The sequence below is a fragment of the Aquirufa echingensis genome (assembly GCF_042714525.1).
Taxonomy (GTDB): domain Bacteria; phylum Bacteroidota; class Bacteroidia; order Cytophagales; family Spirosomataceae; genus Aquirufa; species Aquirufa echingensis.
In genome coordinates, this window is the sequence record NZ_JBBKYA010000002.1 from 478,722 (window position 1) to 501,470 (window position 22,749).

General features: G+C 41.7%; 16 protein-coding genes. 3 read left to right on the top strand and 13 right to left on the bottom strand.

All coding sequences use genetic code 11. The features are described from left to right. Positions 1–2 precede the first annotated feature (2 nt). On the top strand, positions 3–1,814 hold the full coding sequence (locus tag SKC38_RS04725; protein ID WP_377975542.1) for a glycosyltransferase: 1,812 nt from the start codon (positions 3–5) through the stop codon (positions 1,812–1,814). A 75-nt stretch (positions 1,815–1,889) separates the two neighbouring features. On the opposite strand, the gene SKC38_RS04730 is transcribed toward SKC38_RS04725, so the two are convergent. The 3 genes from SKC38_RS04730 to xylA are packed head-to-tail and all read right to left on the bottom strand — an operon-like array spanning position 1,890 to position 6,553. Further along, positions 1,890–2,549: a DNA alkylation repair protein gene (locus SKC38_RS04730; protein ID WP_377975544.1), complete on the bottom strand. Its 660-nt coding sequence runs from the start codon at positions 2,547–2,549 to the stop codon at positions 1,890–1,892. After that, positions 2,549–5,206, bottom strand: coding sequence for a glycosyl hydrolase (locus SKC38_RS04735; RefSeq protein WP_377975546.1), 2,658 nt, complete (start codon positions 5,204–5,206; stop codon positions 2,549–2,551). The genes SKC38_RS04730 and SKC38_RS04735 overlap by 1 nt, the downstream gene beginning before the upstream one ends. A gap of 18 nt (positions 5,207–5,224) precedes the next feature. Beyond that, positions 5,225–6,553 carry a xylose isomerase gene (gene xylA / locus SKC38_RS04740; protein ID WP_377975547.1) on the bottom strand — a complete coding sequence of 443 codons (1,329 nt, stop codon included), beginning with the start codon at positions 6,551–6,553 and terminating at the stop codon, positions 5,225–5,227. Between the two features lie 173 nt (positions 6,554–6,726). Here xylA and SKC38_RS04745 point away from each other — a divergent pair, with 173 nt between their 5' ends. Next, complete coding sequence (locus SKC38_RS04745; RefSeq protein WP_377975549.1) at positions 6,727–9,066, top strand: M1 family metallopeptidase; 2,340 nt, start codon at positions 6,727–6,729, stop codon at positions 9,064–9,066. Between the two features lie 153 nt (positions 9,067–9,219). Here SKC38_RS04745 and SKC38_RS04750 read toward each other — a convergent pair whose 3' ends face one another. The 5 genes from SKC38_RS04750 to SKC38_RS04770 all read right to left on the bottom strand — a co-directional run bounded on the left by SKC38_RS04750 (position 9,220) and on the right by SKC38_RS04770 (position 13,759). Next, on the bottom strand, positions 9,220–10,131 hold the full coding sequence (locus tag SKC38_RS04750; protein WP_377975551.1) for an ion channel: 912 nt from the start codon (positions 10,129–10,131) through the stop codon (positions 9,220–9,222). Continuing rightward, on the bottom strand, positions 10,132–10,851 hold the full coding sequence (locus tag SKC38_RS04755) for a sulfite exporter TauE/SafE family protein (RefSeq protein WP_377975553.1): 720 nt from the start codon (positions 10,849–10,851) through the stop codon (positions 10,132–10,134). Further along, the gene (locus SKC38_RS04760) at positions 10,851–11,657 is read right to left on the bottom strand and encodes a phytoene/squalene synthase family protein (RefSeq protein WP_377975555.1); all 807 of its coding nucleotides are present in this window, start codon (positions 11,655–11,657) and stop codon (positions 10,851–10,853) included. The genes SKC38_RS04755 and SKC38_RS04760 overlap by 1 nt, the downstream gene beginning before the upstream one ends. 7 nt (positions 11,658–11,664) lie before the next feature. Continuing rightward, positions 11,665–13,137, bottom strand: coding sequence for a phytoene desaturase family protein (locus tag SKC38_RS04765; protein WP_377975557.1), 1,473 nt, complete (start codon positions 13,135–13,137; stop codon positions 11,665–11,667). Positions 13,138–13,255: 118 nt separating this feature from the next. Then, on the bottom strand, positions 13,256–13,759 hold the full coding sequence (locus tag SKC38_RS04770; protein ID WP_377975559.1) for an RNA polymerase sigma factor: 504 nt from the start codon (positions 13,757–13,759) through the stop codon (positions 13,256–13,258). A gap of 197 nt (positions 13,760–13,956) precedes the next feature. Here SKC38_RS04770 and SKC38_RS04775 point away from each other — a divergent pair, with 197 nt between their 5' ends. Continuing rightward, positions 13,957–16,293, top strand: a complete 2,337-nt coding sequence (locus SKC38_RS04775) for a TonB-dependent receptor (RefSeq protein ID WP_377975561.1) — start codon at positions 13,957–13,959, stop codon at positions 16,291–16,293. Here SKC38_RS04775 and SKC38_RS04780 read toward each other — a convergent pair. Genes SKC38_RS04780 through SKC38_RS04800 form a run of 5 tightly spaced genes read right to left on the bottom strand, consistent with a single transcriptional unit; the run spans position 16,290 to position 22,746 of the window. Beyond that, entirely contained in the window at positions 16,290–17,702 is a 1,413-nt protein-coding gene (locus SKC38_RS04780) for a murein hydrolase activator EnvC family protein (RefSeq protein ID WP_377975563.1), read from the bottom strand. The genes SKC38_RS04775 and SKC38_RS04780 overlap by 4 nt on opposite strands. Beyond that, positions 17,702–18,529 carry a lipoprotein insertase outer membrane protein LolB1 gene (gene lolB1, locus SKC38_RS04785; RefSeq protein ID WP_377975564.1) on the bottom strand — a complete coding sequence of 276 codons (828 nt, stop codon included), beginning with the start codon at positions 18,527–18,529 and terminating at the stop codon, positions 17,702–17,704. The genes SKC38_RS04780 and lolB1 overlap by 1 nt, the downstream gene beginning before the upstream one ends. Positions 18,530–18,554: 25 nt before the next feature. After that, positions 18,555–20,282, bottom strand: coding sequence for a tetratricopeptide repeat protein (locus SKC38_RS04790; RefSeq protein WP_377975566.1), 1,728 nt, complete (start codon positions 20,280–20,282; stop codon positions 18,555–18,557). 8 nt (positions 20,283–20,290) lie between these two features. Beyond that, positions 20,291–21,340: an alginate O-acetyltransferase AlgX-related protein gene (locus SKC38_RS04795; protein ID WP_377975568.1), complete on the bottom strand. Its 1,050-nt coding sequence runs from the start codon at positions 21,338–21,340 to the stop codon at positions 20,291–20,293. After that, complete coding sequence (locus tag SKC38_RS04800; protein ID WP_377975570.1) at positions 21,340–22,746, bottom strand: MBOAT family O-acyltransferase; 1,407 nt, start codon at positions 22,744–22,746, stop codon at positions 21,340–21,342. Before SKC38_RS04800 ends, SKC38_RS04795 begins: the two co-directional genes overlap by 1 nt. Between the last annotated feature and the right edge of the window lie 3 nt (positions 22,747–22,749).

Sequence of the window (22,749 nt, forward strand, 5' to 3'; positions counted from 1 at the left end):
TTATGGAGAAGAAAGTTGCCGAAAAGAAGAAGTTTTTAGTTGAAGTTGCTTGGGAAACTTGCAACCAAGTGGGTGGAATTTATACCGTGATTCGGACCAAGGTCCCTTCCATGGTCGAGAAATGGGGGGATGATTATTTGTTATTAGGTCCTTATTTCCCACAAACGGCTGCGGCTGAATTTGAGGCCCTGCCAGTAACCGATGAAACACCCATCGGGCGTGCAATTTTATCCATGCGGGCCCTGGGTTTGCAGGTACACTATGGAAACTGGTTAATTACAGGTAAACCCAAAATTGTCCTTTTCGATATTGCCTCGATGTATGAGCAAGTGGATGTCATCAAGGGGAAAATCTGGGAGAACCACAAAATTTCGACCTTGGGTGTAGAGGAATTAGTGAACCAAACCATCGCGCTCGGTGAACTCATTCGCATTTTCCTGACCCAATTTGCCGCAGAAAACAAATCCAAAAAAGACATCGTTGTGCATTTCCATGAGTGGATGGCCTCGACCTGCCTGCCGGATTTGAAGAAGGACAAGGTTAAAATCTCAACGGTATTTACCACGCATGCAACTATGTTGGGCCGCTACCTCGCAGGGAATGTGCCTAATTTCTACGATGTTTTAGACAAATTTGATTGGCATAAAGAAGCCGTGCATTATGGCATTGAGGCGCAAGCTTCTTTTGAGCGGGCTGCGGCACAAAAAGCCGATGTTTTAACAACTGTGTCTGACATTACAGCGAAAGAATGTGTTGCATTTTTAGGTCGGATTCCGGAATTAATTCTTCCGAATGGCTTAAATATCCAACGATTTGCAGCGATGCACGAGCATCAAAATCTACACTCGCTCTACAAAAAGCGAATTTCAGATTTTGTTATGGGGCATTTCTTCCAAAATCAAGCGTTTGATTTAGACCAAACGCTTTACTTATTTACATCGGGCCGATTTGAATACTCCAACAAAGGTTATGACATCACGCTCGATGCCTTGGAAATACTGAACAGAAAGATGAAGGAAGCAGGATCGAAAAAAACGGTCATCATGTTCTTCATTACGAAGCAACCTTACCATTCCATAGACCCGGAAGTCTTGCACTCCCGTGCAGTCTTGGATGAGATTCGCGAGAATTGTCAAGCGATTCAAAAGGAAGTTGGCGATAAATTATTCGAAGCTGCTGCTTCATCGAACGATTTACAATTGCCAGATTTAAATCAATTCGTGGATGAATATTGGCGTCTAAGGCTTCGTCGGACGGTACAAACCTGGAAAACAAATGCCCGACCGAAAGTCGTTACGCACTTGTTAAAACAAGAGGATGACATCATTCGCAATTTGCATCGTACGCAATTACTCAATAACCCTGATGATAAAGTCAAGATAGTTTATCACCCCGATTTTATTGTTTCGACGAATCCTTTATTCGGCTTGGATTATGGCCAATTCGTTCGTGGTTGTCATTTAGGTGTCTTCCCTTCGTACTATGAACCTTGGGGGTATACGCCATTGGAATGTATGGCGCGCGGGGTACCTACGGTTACTTCCGATCTTTCGGGTTTTGGTGATTACATGATGCAAATTATGCGCGACTATGAGCAATGGGGCGTGAGTGTCGTGAACCGTAAAACACAGAACTACAAAGAATCTGCAGAGCAATTAGCCAATATGCTTTTCAAGTTCACGCAGCAAACCCAACGGGATCGTATCACACAACGTAACCGCGTGGAGAGCATTGCGGATACATTTGACTGGTCAAATTTGCGGGGATATTACGACACAGCACATGAATTAGCCGTGTTAAAAAAGCGAAAATAGATTATCAGTTTTAGCTCCTCGAATGAGCCCAGAACTCCTTACCTTTGGCAATCCTCCAAGGTTTGCCAAAGGTAGTTAGGAGATGTGTTTCAAAGCCTCCCTTTTCGACAAAGGCATCAAGGCATTTTCTGCTACAAATTCCCTTACCCAATCCGCATCCGTACGGGCATATTGTCGCAAGGCCCAGCCAATCGCTTTTTGAATAAAAAATTCTTTGGACGTATTTAAAGACAGAATCACTTGACTCAACAGCTCCAAATCTGTTTTGCTTTTATAATTCAATTGGAATAGGATACAAAGTCGTTGATGCCAGAAAATGGGCGATTGCATCCAACGAGCCAGCCAAATATCTCGTTGATCTGGAAACTTAATGAAGTATTCACTTAAGACTTTGGGTGCTAATACATCCACAACATCCCACCACGTTTTCGCATCCACCCAGCGATCGATTAACTCCGGAACACGCGCATCCCAAGATTTCTTCGCCTTCAACAAATATTCCATGGCGGCATATTGAAATTCGCGCTCCGGCAAAGCAAACAACTCCGAACAAACTTCGAACCAATCTTCCGCTTGCCCACATTGTTTATAAATATCCTTGAATACAAGCGCGCGCTCAGGCTTTTTAATCCCGATAAATGGATATTGATCCCGCATGTACCAGCGCATCCAATGCGCATTTTCGGGATTTTCTAAGGCATAAAATGCCTCTTTGATAGCAGATACAAAACCCATTAATTACTAAAATATAATTCTCCCTCAATCCCACTCGGCGTAACAACCCAAGTTGATGCATCAAAAGGTCTGTATTGAATATCTACAAAATTGATCTCATAGAAATTCTTCCAATTGAATTTCTCCCGATCCAGCTTCCGAACACGGTTTGCCGAGACATTCATCACTTCTAATTCGATGTGATTTTTTACTTGTAATAGACCAACGGGAATATTGATTTGATAAGGTAAAGACCAAACAAGCCCTAGCTCTTTTCCATTAATTTTTACACGAACCCAATCCCGGATTTTATCAAAATGTAAGACCTTCGCTTGTGGTATTTGCTCTGCTGACAAATCAAAATCAAAAGAATAAGTGCCCTTCCCCCAATAATCATGGGTGGATGAATCTTGAGTCCAAAATTGTAAGGATTCCATGGATTGCGCCGGCAAAACCTGTTGGGGAAAATTCAATTGGATTTTAGCCACAGGAACCAAAGGCGTAAAAACCTTAGCCACTGCTTCGGAAGGCATGGATTTCTTAACAGCAGGAATCGAGCGTACCAATAAACTCTGACCGGGTGCTAATTGTAGATAGAATTGCTTATCCTTTCGCAAGTTGGCTTTCTTAATTTCGCCTGTCATCGGATCCTCTAATTCAACACCGCCAGAAATTTTGGCAAATTGCACCATTCCATCGGAAAACTTATTCGAAAGGTTGGCGACAAAATACTGCGCGCCCGTTCCCGTTTTCTTTCGAATAAAGGAAATACCATAATCGGCAATACCTTCTCTAGTAACCTTGTAACGCTCGAGAATATTGATTGGATCCGAAACCCAATGCATCAATAATGTTTCCTTAGCTGCAGCCCAACGAGCTTTCTCATCCGCAGTCAAACCAAACGAATTAACCTGCAAAGGAAGGTGTTCCAGAAAATAAACTGGCAAGCCTTGCTTCACCCATTTGGCCCATAATTCCATTGTTTCAAGAGAAACAAAATGCGCGGCAGGAATTAACAAAACCTTGTATTCTAAACCGGATTTCGTTTTCCAAGTACGCTTGGGTGTCAACTGCAACCCAGCCATTAATTGGTCTGAAATATAATCTACCTGATAGCCTTTTTCTTGCATGTGCTCCGACCAGCGACCAAACGACGTATTCTTCATCCAATCACGGCTGTTTGCATGCAAATCCAAGGCATGCATTTTCCCTGTGCCATTTCGTTCATGCCAAATATCCTCCATCGGAAAATACATCAGCACATCCGAATCCGTCTGATGCGATTGCAACATTTTTTGACACGTTTCGATGTAGCGATTCAGCGCAGGCAAAGCTTCCCAAAAATGACTCTGCGGATTAAAATTTGTACTCGCATAAAACAACCAACCTGGCCACGCAACTTCCGGTGGCGAATAGGTTGCTCCATGAAAAAATAGGTGATTCACACCACCGATGAATACCTGATCCACCACGGGTTTTACCTGAGCTAGTGAAACTTTAAAGTGATTCCCGAGCCAAGTAGTTGTTTCGGATGATACCAATTTCTTGCCCGTCAAATTTGCAGCTGAGGAGGCTAATTTTAAATTCCGAACATCGGGTATACCAAACCGAATCGTATCATAATCCGGATCTACTTGATAACCTGGAATATCGAATGCTTTACTGCCAAAAAATTCTGTTTCGGGAATATCGACAGCCGCATATAAATCCAATAGATTCCCGGGGGATCCATGCGCCTGATCCCGACTCACAAAGCCCATTTGTTTGATCCATCCTGCGAAAGGCTGGGTAAATTCGGTCAATAACAAAGAAGAAAAAGTCCGATGGTAATCCGCCCAAATGGCATTTTCATCCTCCGATTCTGCTTTGGGTTTGGCTAAGACATCCAGATGTTTCCGTAAATCGTAGTGATTCAATTGCTCAAATGCTTCAAACAATTTTGGGGTATAATTTGCCCCATAAACTTCATACGAATCATTATACAAAGCACGCAAAGGAGCATGCGCTTGCTTCAGTAAAGGAATGAATTCAGACCGATAATGCTCAAAAGCGCTTTTGGAAAAATGGTCCATAACCAAGCCCTCCCCTCCCGGTGCTGCCCGTTTAACTTGTTGGCCCGTCCCCTTCTGCACCAACACATAAATCGTTGCACCTTTGGGCCCAGCAATGTATTGACTCAAATGTGCACTGATTAATTCTTGCTCAAAATTTCCATCCACGAACACCGAGGCCGCTTGTACGTCGGCATCAGGTAATTTATAGCTTTGATTTGCAACAATTTGAATGGATTCAATTTGGTAGCGTTTCGCGGCATCAGCGGCATTTATCGTAGGTCCACCAAGCGGCCAACCAGTTCCTAAAGTCATGTCGATCCCTAGGTGTAAGCGCTTTGCTTCTTTAAGTACGAAAGCAAATTTCTGTTTCCAGGCAGGGCCTAAGAAAGATAAAAATGCCGACTCGTAGCCTTTGGAACCATAAATAGGAATGATGTGAAGACCACCAAAACCCGCTTTGGCGAAAGACTCTAAATTATGTGTAATCCCTTTCTCGCTGACTGCGCTACCTGGCCACCACCAGTAAGCCCAAGGCTTAGAAGTAGAAAAAGCAGCAGGATCAGATGCTCCCGCTGCTTTTGTTAAAATCAATAAACATATAATTAGGTATGCGAATTTTCTCATAACCCGAATGTCGTTTTTTTAGACAAAACGACCTAACAAATTCTCTAAATATTCTTGTTTACCAGAGATCATGGCAGGCTCGCCAATCTCAACAGCAATTTGATATAAATCTTCTAATTTAAGCTTTCCAGCCTCAAAATCAGCACCTTTACCCGAGTTGAAGCTTGCGTAACGTGCCGCTTTTAAGCGATCCATTTCACCATGTTTCGCTAATTTATCCGCGATGATCAAAGAACGAGCAATTGTATCCATTCCACCAATGTGCGCATAGAATAAATCGGCAGCATCCGTTGAATTACGACGACGTTTCGCATCAAAATTGATACCGCCACCGGCTAATCCGCCTTGCTTCAAGATGATTGACATTGCTTCTGCCCACTCGTAAATATCCGTTGGGAACTGATCCGTATCCCATCCATTTTGATAATCACCTTTATTTGCGTCAATCGAAGCTAACATCCCTGCATCCGAAGCCACTTGGCATTCATGAGCAAATGTATGACCCGCCAAAGTCGCGTGGTTCACTTCTAGGTTTAATCCAAATTCAGATAACAAATCAAATTCGCGCAAGAAACCGATAACGGTTGCAGCATCGTAATCATATTGATGTTTGGTAGGCTCACAAGGCTTAGGCTCAATAAAGAATTTTCCTTTGAAACCATTGCGACGTGCATATTCCACGCAGGTATGCAACATACGAGCAAAATGTTCCCGCTCACGCTTCATGTCTGTATTTAACAAAGACATATAACCTTCACGACCTCCCCAGAACACATAACCATCACCGCCTAATTTGATTGTTGCATCAATGGCTCCTTTTAATTGAGCGCCTGCATGTGCGACAACTTCAAAGTTCGGATTTGTAGACGCACCGTTCATGTAACGCTCATTGGAGAACAAATTAGCCGTTCCCCACAATAATTTCACGCCACTTTCTGCTTGTTTTTTCTCAAAAATATCTGAAATGAATTTCACACGATCTGTAAATTCTTTTGGATCATTATGCCCTTCAATCGCATCCACATCGTGGAAACAATAAAATGGTGCACCAATTTTCGTAATGAATTCGAATGCAGCATCTGCTTTATCAGCGGCACGTTGGCGTTCATCCGAAGCGACATCCCAAGGATAATGATGCGTACCTGGACCAAAAGGATCTGCGCCATCTCCACAAAAAGAATGCCAATAAGCAATGGCAAAACGTAAATGTTCTTTCATGGATTTTCCAGCAATGATTCGGTTCTCGTCATAGTACCGAAATGCTAATGGGTTATCCGATTCTGGGCCTTCAAATTTAATTTGATCGATGCCTTTGAAATATTCTTTTTGTCCAATTAATACGCTCATGTGATTCGCTAAAAAGTATTGTAATTTGCTTGATAAGGCTCAAAACTACGAATTCTCCGCATGATTCCAAACGCTTTGAAATATTTTTTTAGCATAGTATAGCACAGCTAAGTATATACTAATGATACGATTCTAAATTGTTTTTTCTATTTTTGGAAAACATTACTTCATTTATGTATAAACTTATCAAACTTAGTTTGTTGATAATCATCGCATTACCAACATTTGCTCAAACGGCATTCAATGCCAACGGTCGTTTCGAACAATTGGAATCGACCTTACCTACTCCTAATTCGTATCGTACTGCGAGTGGTTCACCCGGAAAAGATTATTGGCAGCAACGTGCTGATTACGATATCAAGGTAGAATTAGATGACATCAATAAAAAAATCACGGGTACGGAGACGATTACGTATTTCAATAATTCTCCAGATGAGTTGCCCTATTTGTGGATTCAATTAGACCAAAACTTATTCGAGAAGAACGCAGCCCGCAAAACGGCGGCAACGGGAGAAATTAAGAATGGCATCAGTGCAGCTACATTCAAAGAATTGACAGATCCAAAGGAATATGGTTATAAGATTACAGCGGTAAAGGACATCAAAGGGAATCCTTTGCGTCATACGATCAACCAGACGATGATGCGCATCGATTTGCCTACACTGGTAAAATCAGGCGGATCGGTTAGCTTCAACATCGACTGGAATTATTTGATTACGGAATATTATGGTCGTTCAGGCTATGAGTTTTTTGCCAAAGATGGCAATGCAAATTATTTCATCGCGCATTGGTTCCCACGCATGGCAGTTTACAATGATGTGTATGGCTGGCAGCACAAGCAATTCATGGGTCAAGGAGAATTCACCTTGAACTTTGGTAATTATAAAGTAGCCATTACGGCACCAAACGATATCGTTGTAGGGGCTGGGGGTGAATTATTAAACCCGAATCAGGTGATGTCGGCAACGCAATTAAAGCGTTGGGAAAAGGCCAAAACTGCCACGCGCCCTGTGGAGATTGTGACGCAAGCAGAAGCTGAGGCGGCAGAAAAAGGAAAGCCAACGGGCAAAAAGACTTGGATTTTTAAGGCCGACAATGTGCGGGATTTTGCATTCACAGCTTCGCGTAAATTCATTTGGGATGCACTGCAAGTAGAAGTAGAAGGAAAGAAAGTGTGGGCGATGTCCTATTACTCGAAAGAGGGAAATCCACTTTGGGGAAAATATTCAACCATGGTGGTAGCGCATACTTTGCGTTCATATTCGAAAAGAACAGTTGCCTATCCATATCCGGTAGCGATTTCATGCCACGCGACCTTAGGTGGCGGGATGGAATATCCGATGATCTCCTTTAATGGCGGTCGGCCAGAAGCGGATGGGACCTACACGGAAAACGTGAAAAACGGCATGATCGGTGTTATTATTCATGAAGTAGGACATAACTTCTTCCCGATGATCATCAACTCGGATGAGCGTCAATGGTCTTGGATGGATGAAGGTTTGAATACTTTTTGCCAATATTTAGCAGAGCAAGAATGGGATCGTAATTTCCCAGCACGCCGTGGAGAACCACAAAACATAGTGCCTTACATGCGTTTGGATTCGAAGAATCAAGTACCCATTATGGCCAACTCGGAGAACATCATGGACTTCGGGAATAATGCCTACGCAAAACCGGCAACGGCGTTGAATATCTTGCGCGAAACGGTGATGGGACGTGAATTATTTGATTATGCGTTTAAAGAATATGCGCGTCGTTGGGCTTTTAAACAACCGTATCCGGCCGACTTTTTCCGTACTTTGGAGGATGCATCGGGTGTGGATTTAGATTGGTTCTGGCGTGGATGGTTCTATGGCACAGAGCCGGTGAATCAATCGATTGAAACGGTTGAATGGTTTGGTGTAGACACCATGGATCCAGTTGCTAAAAAGGCGACAGAGCGCGCAACGGCTGATGCTAAGCGTCAAACAATGTCTAATATTCGCAACAAGACTGACATCAAATCAACTGTTGTGGAGGAAAACCCCGATTTAACGGATTTCTACAACACTTACGATCGTTTTGCAACAACAGATGCGGAGAAGAAAAAATACCAAGAATATTTAAGCGGCTTGTCGGAAGACGAACGCAAATTAGTCGCGGAAGGGAAAAACTTCTACGTGGTTAATTTCAAGAATAAAGGGGGGTTACCGATGCCCGTGATTGTGAAATTGAGCTATGATGATGGGACAGATGAGGTGTTGCGTTTCCCAGCGGAAGTTTGGCGATTGAATGATGTGCAGGCGAAGAAAATCATACCTACTTCGAAGAAGGTGGTAAAGTGGACACTTGATCCATTCTATGAAATTGCCGACATCGATACGGATGACAACTCGTATCCTCGTGAGCCGGCACAACCAACACGTGTTCAGCTTTTCAAAGCACAGCCGCGCAGCTACGGCGGAGGCCAAAATCCTATGCAGGAGGCTCAAAACGCAAAAAAATCAGGAGCTGTTACTGGTTCAAAGAACTAGCGAGGGGGTAAACGCTGACGGGGTTAAAAACCCCGTCAGCGTTAGGCAAATTTGTCTAAATTTCTCGAAAATCGAATAAGAAAAACTGATAATCCTTATCAGTAACCTGATAAAAAAAAGCCCGATTAGCGATCTAATCGGGCTTTTTGCTTCTTATTCCGATTCCACAAAATCCAATAAACTTAAATCTAATTTTGTATTCGATTTTCCTCTAAAGTACATCGGGGCAAATCGGTAACCAAAAATAAGGTCTGATAAAGCATAGGAATTCCGTGCCATGACTGTTGACGAATACACCTCATCGAAACCGATTAGCAATGCACTAACCTCGGGTTGCAAAGCTTGAATATCTTCCTGAGATAAGCCCCAGAAAGGACTTTTTTCATTGATCGGATGGACAATCGTCCAGTTTAAGACCAAGCTATCAACATGCGAACGCTCCAATTCCAAATTGTAAAACCGGTAATTTCCCTCCGGACTAAACAAACGTGCACTTACCTTGATTTCAACATTGGTCAAAATATGATCATCCTTAAAGCCCACTAGTCGAAACATCAAAGCCTTCCCACCCTCGTAATTAGTCAACAACATTTTCTCCGAAAATCGCACAAAGGAACGTGGTCGAGAAAAGCGACCATAGAGTAAACCGGCTGCAATGGCGAAAGACAAAAAGCCAATCAACGATTCAATCGCGGCAATCCAGTTGGTCAATTCCCCCACGGGATTCACGCGACCGTAGCCAACCGTCGTAAAAGTCTGCGTACTAAAAAAGAATAATTCCTTTATACGCGAAAAACTATGTTCACTATCCACCCCTTCTAAACCCGATGGACCAGCAAGCCAGTACAAGAGCGTGAAAAAGCAATTCATCACGAAATAGGCATTAAAAATTACCAAAATAAATCGCCAGCGAGGCATCGTCAGCATGCTATGGTAACTACTCACGCGCGTAAAAAATGGGATACCTAGGCGCTGAATATTAAAGGTCCCATCCCGGTTGACCATTCGACCACCCATTTGGGAAGCCTTATCCCCGAATCCCGTATCTTGATTATTTTGACTCATTTATATGACGATTAATTTCACAGAAGCTATCAACAAAACCAAAGCTAGTATCCAACGAACTGACTGATTTGAGGCGATCTGAGCACCCCAGCGAGCACCTAGCATACCGCCAAACAAAGCACTTGCAATCCAATAGATCAAGGAATCATCCAAAGCAATCCAATGCTTAATTCCCGCTAATCCTGCGACTGAATTAACAAAAATAAACAAGGCTGACACAGCAGCCGCTTCCTTTAAGCTCGACCATCGCATCAACAATAACACGGGACTTAAAATAATTCCACCCCCAATGCCAATCATCCCGGACAACAATCCAATCCCCGCGCCGAATGCCAACGCGATGGGAATCGACAAAGAACGATTTGTTACATCCTTAAAATTGGCCATCATTCGAATAATCGCAATCAACAGACAAGCACCTAAAATTCGTTTATAATTCGCATCGCTTAGCACAAACTGAGCCCCTAAGTAGGACATCGGAATGGACGTCAGCGCAAACGGCCAAAATAATTCAAATCGAAAATATCCTTTTTTATAAAACTGATAAAAGGCGAGCAAGGAAACGCCTAAATTCAAAATCAACGCTGTTTGCTTCATCACAGCAGGAGCCACTGCAAAAATGGCTAGAACTGCCAAATATCCAGATGCCCCTCCGTGCCCCACAGAGGCATACAAAAAGGCCATCACACCCAGTAACGCCAATAATATCCAAAAGTCCATTAAACGCGTAAATAAATTAATAATTTCTCCCAATCTGGTACACGAATCCGCTCCGATTTTAAGCGCGCTACCGGAACTTGCTTAATCTTTTCAAACAATCGAATGTAATATTCAAAGGCCAACAAGACCCCCTTTTTCGCTTTAATAGGCAAATTTTCTATACCGCGTAAACCCGCATCAAAATCTGCCTGAATGTCGGCTTCAATTTCTTTTTTCTGCAAATCCGTGAATTGTTCGTAATCAATACCCGGAAAATATACCCGACCACGATCTTCAAAATCCGATTTAATATCACGAAGAAAGTTAATCTTTTGGAAAGCCGAACCTAAGGCACATGCATCAGGCTTCAGCCGCTCATATTCGGATAAATCGCCCGCACAAAAAACCCGCAAACACATCAAACCAACGACCTCCGCTGAACCATAAATATACTGTTTGTATAGCGCCTCATCATAATCCCGATCCGACAAATCCATCTCCATCGAATACAAAAAGGCATCGATCAACTCGCGTTCCATGTGATACGTATTCACAGCCCACTGAAATGAATGAAGTATGGGATTGAGACTAATCTTCTCCTCTATCGCCTGGTAAGTATCTTGTCGGAAGCGCGTTAAGAGCGAAGCCTGATCTTGTCCGTAAAAAGTATCCACAATCTCATCTGCCAAACGCACAAATCCATAAATCGCATAAATCGCCTCATGATACTCCTTGTCCAATGTTCGAATTCCCGACGAAAAAGAAGTGGAATAGGCTTGCGTCAATCGCTTACTCGCATCCAATGAAACCTGTAAATATAAATCCATGCTGCGTTTAGTTCAATAATTTATCTACTTCCTTCGCGACCACAATACCCGAAATTAATGATGGCGGAACTCCTGGGCCAGGAACAGTCAATTGGCCCGTATAAAACATATTTTTCAAATGCTTATTTTTCAAACTTGGCTTTAAAATAGCCGTCTGCATTAAGGTATTCGCAAGTCCGTAGGCATTCCCCTTAAATGCATGGTAATCACCCATAAAATCTTGGTGTGCATAAGAACGTTTATAAACAATTGAATCCCGAATCGATACACCACAAAATTGCTCCAAACGATCCATCAATTGATCAAAATACTGTTCTCGAACTTCCTGGGTATCTTCCAAATTAGGGGCAACGGGAATCAACAAAAATAAATTTTCACAACCTTCAGGTGCAATAGAAGGATCCGTCACAGATGGCGCAGACGCATAAAACAAGGGATCAGATGGCCACATCGGATCCGTGTAAATTTCATGGGAATGAACCGAGAAATCGCGATCAAAAAACAAATTATGATGCTTTAAGCGAGGCAAACGCTTATTAATACCTAAATAAAACAACAGCGATGAGGGTGCCATGACACGCTTATCCCAATAAGCCTCGTCATAATTGCGATGGGCATCGCCCAACAAAGTCTCGACATGGTGATAATCGGCACTTGCGACAACAGCATCAGCAGTTAGAATTCCTCCAGCAACCTTTACCCCCTTCACCTGACCAGCCTCGATCGCAAATCCTGTTACTTCTGAGTTATATTGAATGTTAACACCCTTGGAAATGGCTAAATCTACCATTCCTTGGACAATTTTATGCATCCCTCCCATGGGATACCAAGTACCCAATTTGATTTCCGCATAATTCATTAAGCTATACATCGCCGGCGTATTTTGCGAAATGGCCCCCAAAAATAAAATGGGAAATTCCATCAATTTCAACAAGGTCTCCGACTTGAAAAATTTGCGTACATGCGAATAAAAGGAAGAAAACACATCCATCCGCAGGGCATCCACGAGAATGCGCAAACTTAAAAATTCCGTTATTTTCACGGAAGGCTTCCAGACAAATTCCTGAATACCCACCTTATACTTATAGGCCGCTTGATCCAAAAACCGATCCAAAGCGTTTGCCGCACCCGGCTCTATCGATTCGAATAATTCGCGCAATGCACCATAATCAGCTGGCATATCGACAACCTCTTTATCAGAAAGTATCACACTATATGAGGGATCTAAGCGCTTTAGCGTGTAATAATCGGCAGTTTTCTTACCAAAACGAGCAAAATAATTGTCGAAAATATCAGGCATCCAATACCAACTTGGTCCCATGTCGAAGGTAAAACCCTTTTCCTGAAACACCCGCGCACGACCTCCTGCCTGTTCATTCTTCTCTACGATTGTTACCTCGTAACCTTTGTTGGCAAGCTCCGTTGCCGTAGACAAGCCCGAGAATCCCGCACCTATTACAATGACTTTTTTATTCTTCATGCTAAACAAATATACTAAAAACTGATAAGCTTTTGGCAAAAGAAAAAGTCAGATAAAATCTGACTTTTTGCTCCATCTTCTGTTAACCAAAAAACTAATTATTACAATATGAATTCACTTAGGCATACATGCTTAAATGACTTTTTAAAGTCTTTCGAGCAATGTGGATCCGATTTTTTACCGTACCGATTGGCAAATTCAACTCTTCCGCAATCTCATGGTATTTAAACCCTTCGAAATACATCAAAAAAGGAACTCGGTACATTTCTTCCGTATGACGTAAGGCTAAGGAAATATCTTCGTTCATAAAAGAGCGTTCCGCACCATTTAATTGGATGGAATCTGATGAGTTGATGTAGTGTAAATTATCTGTTGTGTCGATGAACGTATTCCGACGAACCATTCGCTGGTATTGCGTGATGAATGTGTTCTTCATGATCGTAAACAACCAGGCTTTCAAATTTGTCCCGTCTGAATATTTCTCACGATTTGTAAATGCTTTTACTAAGGTGTCTTGAACTAGGTCGTTGGCGTCATCCCCATCGCGTGTTAAGCGCAATGCAAAGGGCTTCAAAAACTTCGAAAAAGTACCTACCTGATATGAAAACTCTAAAGCTGTCATGTTTTTTTGCTTTTTGTGTTTAACAAATTTACCAAAAGATTAAACAAAACAAATAATTGTTTAATATTTTTCAAAATAAATTAAACAAAATTTCATCGACATGCATTTGCTGTTCGTCGGCTATTTCGTTGCATTAGTCAACCATGGCATGTATATATGTGATTTTGGAGCTATATTTAACCTTTTGAACATAATTAATGCTTCGTAGAATTTTCTTCTTGTTAACGTTTATGACTTGGGCTCATTGTGCATGGGCACAAAGTAATTGTTCATGTACATTAGAAGGAAATGTCACTTCAAAAGAGAATAAAGAATCCATTCCTGGCGCAAATGTCTACTTAAAAGGAACAAATAAATACGCGATATCAGACAAAAAAGGCTTTTTCCGAATCACAGCCCTCTGCCCCGGCAATTATATCCTTATCTGCCAAATGAGTAGTTTTGATGCAATCGAAATTCCCATTTCAATCAATGATGAAGTACGTCACCAAGAGAATTTCCGATTAGAAAGCCATGATGAACACCTGCAAGAAGTAGTTGTCAGCGGGAAAAAAACAGAAACTAGCGCACAATTACGGGGAAATCTCAGCAAAGAGGAACGCGCTGAACGCGATGGACTCAGCCTTGGCGAAATGATGCGCGGCATCAGCGGTGTTCAAAGTTTACAAACAGGAAGCACCATATCAAAACCCGTCATCCATGGCATGCACTCTTCACGTGTCATCATACTAAATCAAGGGATAAGACAAGAAGGCCAACAATGGGGAAGTGAACATGCTCCGGAAATTGACCCATTCGTATCCAAAAATATTCAAGTAATTAAAGGTCCAGGTGGCTTACGCTATGGTGGAGATGCGATCGGAGGAATTGTCATGATGGAACCCGATGCCCTACCAGATACGGCGGGAATTAAAGGGGAAATTCAATCCATTTACTTTTCAAATGGCCGACAAGGCGTTATTTCGGGCTCTTTACAAGGGGGCATCACAGCTAACAAAGGCTGGGGATGGCGCATTCAAGGTACATTGAAAGATGGAGGAAATATTCAAACAGCCAATTACTACCTCGCAAACACAGGTGTGCAGGAGCAAAATTTTTCCGCGGCTGTTGGCTTCAAGAAGAACAAATGGTCGAGCGATCTATTTTTCAGTCATTTCCATTCCGTAATCGGCATCTATCTAGGTTCACACATCGGCAATGTCAATGACCTTGAAAATTCCATTGCACGTACCCGACCATTTCAGGCATTTACCCCCTTACAATTTAGTCGGGAAATTGACCGCCCCAACCAAGATATCACCCATAGTTTAGGGAAATTAAAGACACAATATCAATTGACGAATGGGCGAGCTATTCGATCGACATTGGCATTACAAAACGATGAAAGACTAGAATTGGATGTCTTACGAGCAGGGAAAAATATCAATAACCTGCAATTCTTATTGCGGACATTCAATGGTGAAATACTACTCGATGAATCGAATGCTAACCAATTATGGAAGGGGCAATTTGGGATAAACTTCCAGCTCCAAGGAAATGTCACGTCCGGAAAAGATGTAGCAAACCCAACCCTTACGACGAGTCTTTTACCTAATTATTTCCAAAACGCTTTTGGCCTGTTTGCTATCGAACGTTTAGTGAAAGAAAAATACGAATTGGAATTAGGCCTACGCGTCGATGAAAAAACGATTGATGTTCACCGACCTAAATCGAACTATTCGAATATCATTTATCGCAATGCCAACCACTACTTGGGACTTTCAGGAAGTCTAGGACTGAAATATCATTGGACTGAAAAATTAGAAAATCACCTCATCCTCGCGCGAGCATTCCGAGCGCCTGGAGTCAATGAACTCTTTTCGTATGGTGTTCACCACGGAGCGGCGGCATTTGAAATAGGCGATCCTGGACTCAAGGGAGAAACCGCTTACAACCTGAGCTTAAATACAATTTATGCGCCCAAAAATCTTCAAATTGAGCTCGGCCTATACAACAATTACATTCAAAACTTCATTTACCTGAGACCCTTAGTTAACAATGGAGAAGCCGTCTATTTCACCACCGTGCGAGGAGCATTTCCGGCTTTCGCCTACGAACAAATTAACGCCATTTTTCAAGGAGTTGACGCACAAGTGAATTACCAAATCAGCCCTAAATTGTCATTCCAACAGAAATCAAGCATTGTACATGCTTTTGACGTAAGCCACAATTTCACTTATCTGGTTAATATCCCTGCTAATCGATTTGAATACACCCTTAGCTATCGCTGGATGCAAGAAAAGCAATATGTAAGTGTGGGCCTTGTTCAAGTAAGCGAACAAACACGTGTGGAACCCGGATCCGATTATGCTGTACCTCCGAAAGGCTACCAATTGGTTCAGGCCAATTGGGGAATCAGTTTAAAGAAATTCGACATTGGATTACGCATCAGCAATGCATTCAATACAGCATACCGCGATTACTTAAACCGCTTCCGTTATTTTGCGGATGACCAAGGTCGGAATATAAGTTTACGCGTGCTATATAAAATCTAACGTCGCAACCAGCTTTCTGGATTTTGATGTTGGGTATTTTTCCACACTTGGAAATTGATTTCAGAAGTTCCATCCTCATCTGAAGCAACAGACCCAATTCGTTGGCCCGTTTTCACCTTTTGTCCAGCACTGACAGATACATTAGCCAATTTACTGTACACTGTGAAATACTCCCCATGCTGAATGGCAACCACCATGTTAATCCCGGGAATATTTTGAACCGTAGCAACCACGCCATCATAAACCGAATGAACTGGAGATCCAGCCGATGTCTGAATATCAATTCCATTGTTATTCACCATAACCCCTTTCAAAACAGGATGTTTATGCACGCCAAAATGATCTGAAATAAATCCCGAAGGCACAGGAAAAGGCATCCGACCACGTAAGGCGGCAAATGAACTCGCTAATCTTGCCTCATCCGCATTCATGTAATAGGTATTCGAATTCAGGGCAGGTTCCTCCACTTTCGCTACAGGAGCAGCCTCCTCTTTTTTCGGTTTTGCTACTTCTTTTTTCTCAACACGCGCTTCCAATTTCGCCTCTTCTTTCGACTCCCCAGCTGTCGGCTTTTCATATTTCTTCACCATCCCCTCCTCTAATTTCGGTTTCGGCAAAGCAGGCTTATTCACTTCTAATTTACGCGCTTGAGCCGCCATACGTAATTTACGCTCACGTTCCATCGACTTCTGAATCTCCCGCTGAACAATGCCTGCGATCAAATTATCCAATTTCCGAATCGCTAATTTCTTACGCTCTAATTCCGTACGAAGCTTCTTTTCTTGTTGGGTCAAAACCGTCACCACCTTCGTCTCTTTTGTTTTTAACACTTCGAGTGTTGCTTTCTCCTTCTCCTTCTCAACTAAGACCTTTTTCTCTTCATTCTTTTTGAAAACCACTTGCTGCTTCTTCGTCATCAAATCCTGACGCGTTTCAAAAATTTTATGGGCTTGTTGTTTCCGGTTCGTCGTAAAATGACGCAAGTAATCAAAGCGACGTGTAAACTCACCCAAGTCCTGGGATAATAACAAGAAACTGATTTTATTTGAAACAGTCGAAACCTTTTGCGCCTCATACAACATAAGTGCATAGTTTTTCTTCAAGCGCTCCAACTTCGCAGCTAACACATCACTTTCGTGCGTTAATTTGGACGCCTCGGCGGCCAAAAGCTCTTGGTTTTCATTCAATACATTGATCTGTTTTTTCTGAACAACAATCTGCTCTTTCAAGACATTCAACTTTCCAATCGATACATTTTTCTTTTTCGATGTACGGGAAATAATCGAATTCAACTCCTTGATTTTTGCCAAGTTGTCCTTCTTTTGCTGCTCCAATTGCGTCTTCTTATCCACTTGTCCCCAAGCCACAAAAACACCTAACAAACAAATAATTAAACTGATATAGCGCATTACTTTTTCAAAAATTTAGCCGGAAGTCGAAATGGAAATTCAAGTGGTGTTTCCAGCAACTCCACTTTCGAATATTTAATTTGAATGACCGTTGTCACTCGCTTGTCTTCCTTGTTCTTCACATCCAAAGTTATTTGGCTTGAAAAAGGGAAAATAACTTGATTCAAATTCGTAAACTCCTCAAAATCTAAAGTTAATTTATTACTCGATGGTTCATCACGAACCAATAATTTCTTCAATTTCCTATTCGGTCCCACCATGTTATCAATCTTGATTCTACCCGAATCTTGCTTGATAATGATATTCTCATTTTCCCGAATAACCCTTGAATTATTCTTCTTAAATGGCTGATTCCCGACGATCAAGGACTGCAACATCCGATAATCAATTCGAAAACCCATCACAGTACTTAGGCTATCATAGGTCAAATTATAATACTCGCCACTGATCTTTTGGTAAAACTGCACACGATCTTGACTAAACAAACCCGTCGCGCCCGTCAAGCCGGCCTGCGAAATATTCACCCAAATGATGCTGTCTTTCTTAACGCGAATATCTACGGAATAATTGTCTGTGTTATTTCCAGATTTCCATGCGACCCGAGATTTCGCCTTTAAATAGGTAAAAGCCAAATCCTCCACCGATTCTTTGGAATCTTGCTCTTCTGTGGCAACAATCGGCTCTGGAATCAATTGCGGAACGCTATCTGGCAAAGAAACTACCCGAACGGTATCTACTTGATTTTCTTGTGCAACCTGAACGACAGAACTCGATTTACAAGCCTGCACGAACACAAAAACCATAAAGAGTAGAACGAAACGCGTCATAATTAATTTGATATACAAAATTATCTCAATTTTCGACAATTTGCTTCATCTTGATTTTTTTATCAAGTAATTGGTTGGCATTTGGCAAAGCAACGGCCTTCTTCCAACTCTCCACGGCTTCTTTTATTCTCCCTAGCCGGAACATGGCATCACCATGATGCTCCCAGACCGCTGAACTTTGGGATTTTTCATCCGCGACTGCCAAACTTAAATAATGTAAAGCCTCCTCGTATTTTCCTTGCTGATACAACACCCAAGCATAGGTATCCAAATATGTACCCTCGGCAGGAAACTTTTCAACCAATTGCTTTGACATCATAGCCGCTTTTTCCAATCGCTCCTTCCGCAATGACAGGTAATAACTATAATTGTTCAACACATGCTCATCGGTCGGATTCAAAGCCAATACCTTATCAAATGCGACATCTGAATCTTTAGGTCTACCAACTGCATGATACACATCGCCCAACATGGAAAACAACTGTACATTCCAATTATCGGTTGGCTTAATAATGCCCCGGGCAATTTCCAAATACCGCAAAGCATCGGGGTTATTCCCTTGTAAATAGCGTGCGAAGCCCAACTGGAAGTTCAAAAATCCTTGCAATGGAAAAGCCTTCAATGCCTCCGCAGCATGTGTGGCAGCACTATCCACCGCATTTAATTCAAAATCTAACTGAATAATCCTAGCCCAAACTTCATATTTAGGTTCCCCCATGCGCGCGGCGCGCAAATAAAATTTTTGACCTTCTTCAAGTTTGGAAGCACTCACATAAAGGTCACCCTGAATAGCTAAAAAGCGAGGTTCATCGGGATAAATTGCCAACCAATGCGTCGCCATCTGATTGGCCTGTTCCCATTTGATTGGATCATCGATCAATTCAAAAACTTTCATGGTGACTTGAGCTACCATTGAAGGCAACACTTCATGATCTTCGGCCGCTCTGCGCAGTTGGACGAGTGATGAGTCAAAATTCTTTTGGTGTAGATATCCGTTCGTAAGCAACAAAGCCAATTGACCTTGTGAAGGATATTGCATTTGCAAAGCAAGTAAATTAGTCCGGACTGAATCCACTTGGCTCAAATCCCAGGCAACGTCCATTTGATCCCAAGTTAAAATCTGCTCTTCATCATCCATGTCGATGAGTCGCTTGCCCGCCAGTAAGGCCTTCATCAATTGATTTTGTTTCAAGTAAATAAATTCCTTCGTTCGAATGATGGCAGGATATTCGCCCACATAATGATCCGCGCGATCCAAGGCTTGCAGGGCAAGATCACCCTGTTCAGACCAAACGTATGCCTGAGCAAGTAACAAATTTACTTCAGGCTGTGACTCATCATATTGACCTAATTTTGTCAAGCATGCAATCGCTTCCGAAATCTGCTTATCGGCAAGCAATTGTTCAGCAAAAAACAACCCATAATCAAGGGAATATGGCGACAATTCATGCGCTTTTCGGGCGTGTACCAAAGCACTTTTCGGATTCTTTTCTGCGAGGTAAGCTTTGGCGAGGTAAAATGAGAGCGCAGGTTCATTTGAAATAACCGTTGCCAAACTCTCCCAAACCAATATTGCTTCGGAATAATCCTCTTTGATATAATGACGCATCCCCTCCTGAAAAAGCGCTTCCTGGCCCGTTTTCGATTGAATTAACTTTTTGCCTTGGGCTAAAGCAGGGCTTAAACCAACCAATGCTGTCATAGCAAAACCGACGATCACTCGACAAAGATATTTTGCTGTTTGACCAGACATTATTCTTTTTATTTAGGTAGGGATAGAAGTTGTTTGTTCAATAAATCTAGCCAAATTTTAGCTCCTCGTTGATTCCAGTGCGAATCAGATTTAAAGAAGTTCTGTTTCGCTTGTTGCTTTAATTCATCCGTTGGATTAACAAAATGGATACTACCCACTTTATTTTCCAGACGAGGTATAAATTGATTGTATGATTTATCTTCGGTAGCTAAAACAGAAACAGGATTAGGAATAAATGAAAAGATCACTTCATCAAACCCCATTTTTTTAGCATAATCCTCAATTTGACGCATGTTTTGAACCAATTCGGCTAAACGCATCTCAGAAACAACCTGAAAAGAACTTCCATCAGCAACAGAATCAACTGTTTGATCTAAATAAAGGAAGTCCTTCGACTTTGCCAATTTCACACCGGCTGGCTCACGACCAAATAAACTTAAATTCAATTCAGCTTTCAACTCTTTGAATTTAGAGAACAAAGCCAAATCAAAAAGGGCAAACGATAAATTTTCCTCTAAGGTAGGATGATAAAGGATTTGCTTGATCGATCTATTAATTTGGGCAAATACCGACTTATTTTGAATAACCTCAGGCTTTTCAAAAATGGCAGCAACACGCTCTTTATACATTAAGTTTAACACATTCCGCTCGACGGACTCAACCAACAAAACTCGTTTTGTTCGTGCTTGGGTGAATTTAAATGTTACTTCAGGCGAATGGTCCCATTTAAAAAACTGAATAGAATTTACACGCTCAAAATAAGCTGGAATAATTTCGAAAGAGCTGTAGAAATAACTGTCCCCAATCACATACAATGAAATATCTTTTTGCTTTGAAATTAACTCATCAGGACGAACAGCTGACACATCTTTTATGTACTTGAAATTTGACAAATAAGATATTCCATACAAATCGCCATAAAGATACTTGTCGGAGCCCAACAAACTATTCGGTTGATACCGAGCATGTGTTAACCACGACATTCCGCTTTGGGAGCTGCTAACCATTAGCAATCCGGCACATAAAACAAACACCAAAACAGCGAGTAATTTTTTCATCAAAACTGAAAATAAATAAACTGTTTCAAACTAAATACACCGAAAAAGTAAATGATCGCGACTAAAAAAGGGAGTAGAAATACAAAATATTGAGAGCGAATATTCCGTAGAGCCAAGCCTTTAAAATCCCAATAATATAACCCAAAAACTAATAAAATACTGAACAAAACCTCATTTGAATTCATACCCAACAAACTGTTTGAAGGTAAGTCAAAAATAAGTTGCTTGAAATACGCTTTAATTTCCGAGAAATGAACTAAGCGAAAAAATACCCAAGCTAGACTAACCAAACTAAATGTTAATACCCGATAGAAAATCCCACGAATTAAACCATCCGCGTAATTTGCTGCTAATTGAGGAAAAAACCGATTAAGCGTGAATCCAATTAATTGAAAAATACCATGCAAGAAGCCCCAAATGATAAAATTCCAACTCGCGCCATGCCACAAACCTGAAACTATAAAAACAAGCATGATATTAAAATACCATTTGGGCACGGAAACACGATTCCCACCTAAACTAAAGTAAACATAATCTTTGAACCAAGTTGATAGCGAAATGTGCCAGCGACGCCAAAAATCAGGAATAGACTTAGCGGCATAGGGTGCATTAAAATTATCCATCAACTTAAATCCCATCACGCGAGCCGCTCCAATCGCTATATCAGAGTACCCAGAAAAATCGCAGTAGATCTGGAAAGAATAAAAAAATGACGCCAATAACAGTTGACCGCGGGAGTGTGTCCCAACTGAAGCGTAAACCGAATCCACGAGAATCGCTAATCGGTCGGCAATGACCACTTTTTTAATCAAGCCTTCCATCATCTGCATAATACCCGCTCTCACTCGGACACTATCCCAAACATGTCGCTCATAAAATTGATGTAATAAATTCTGTGGTCGTTCAATAGGTCCAGCGACTAATTGCGGATAGAACATGACGTATAGACTATAAATGCCAAAATTCCGCTCAGCTTTTTGGTTGCCACGATATACCTCAATCGTATAGCTCATCGCTTGGAAGGTATGGAAGGACAAACCAATCGGCAATAAGATGGATAGGCTTGGTAAGTGAACTTCCCTACCAAACAAATAGGCTAAATGATAAACATTATTCGCAATAAACCCATAGTATTTGAATATTGCTAACACGCCTACGTTCGCAATCAAGCTAAACGCTAAAAATAGTTTTTTAGCGCGCCCTTCAAACTTTTCCAAATAAATCCCCGCCCAATAATCAATGATAATTGTCACCAATAAAATAACCAAATAGATTGGAACAAATGCCATATAAAAATAGCAAGATGCCGCAAGCAATAAAATCCAACGGAAACGGTGCGCCAATAAAAAATAGGCGGACGTAACAATTCCAAAAAACACCAAAAACTGCAAGGAATTGAATACCATTAG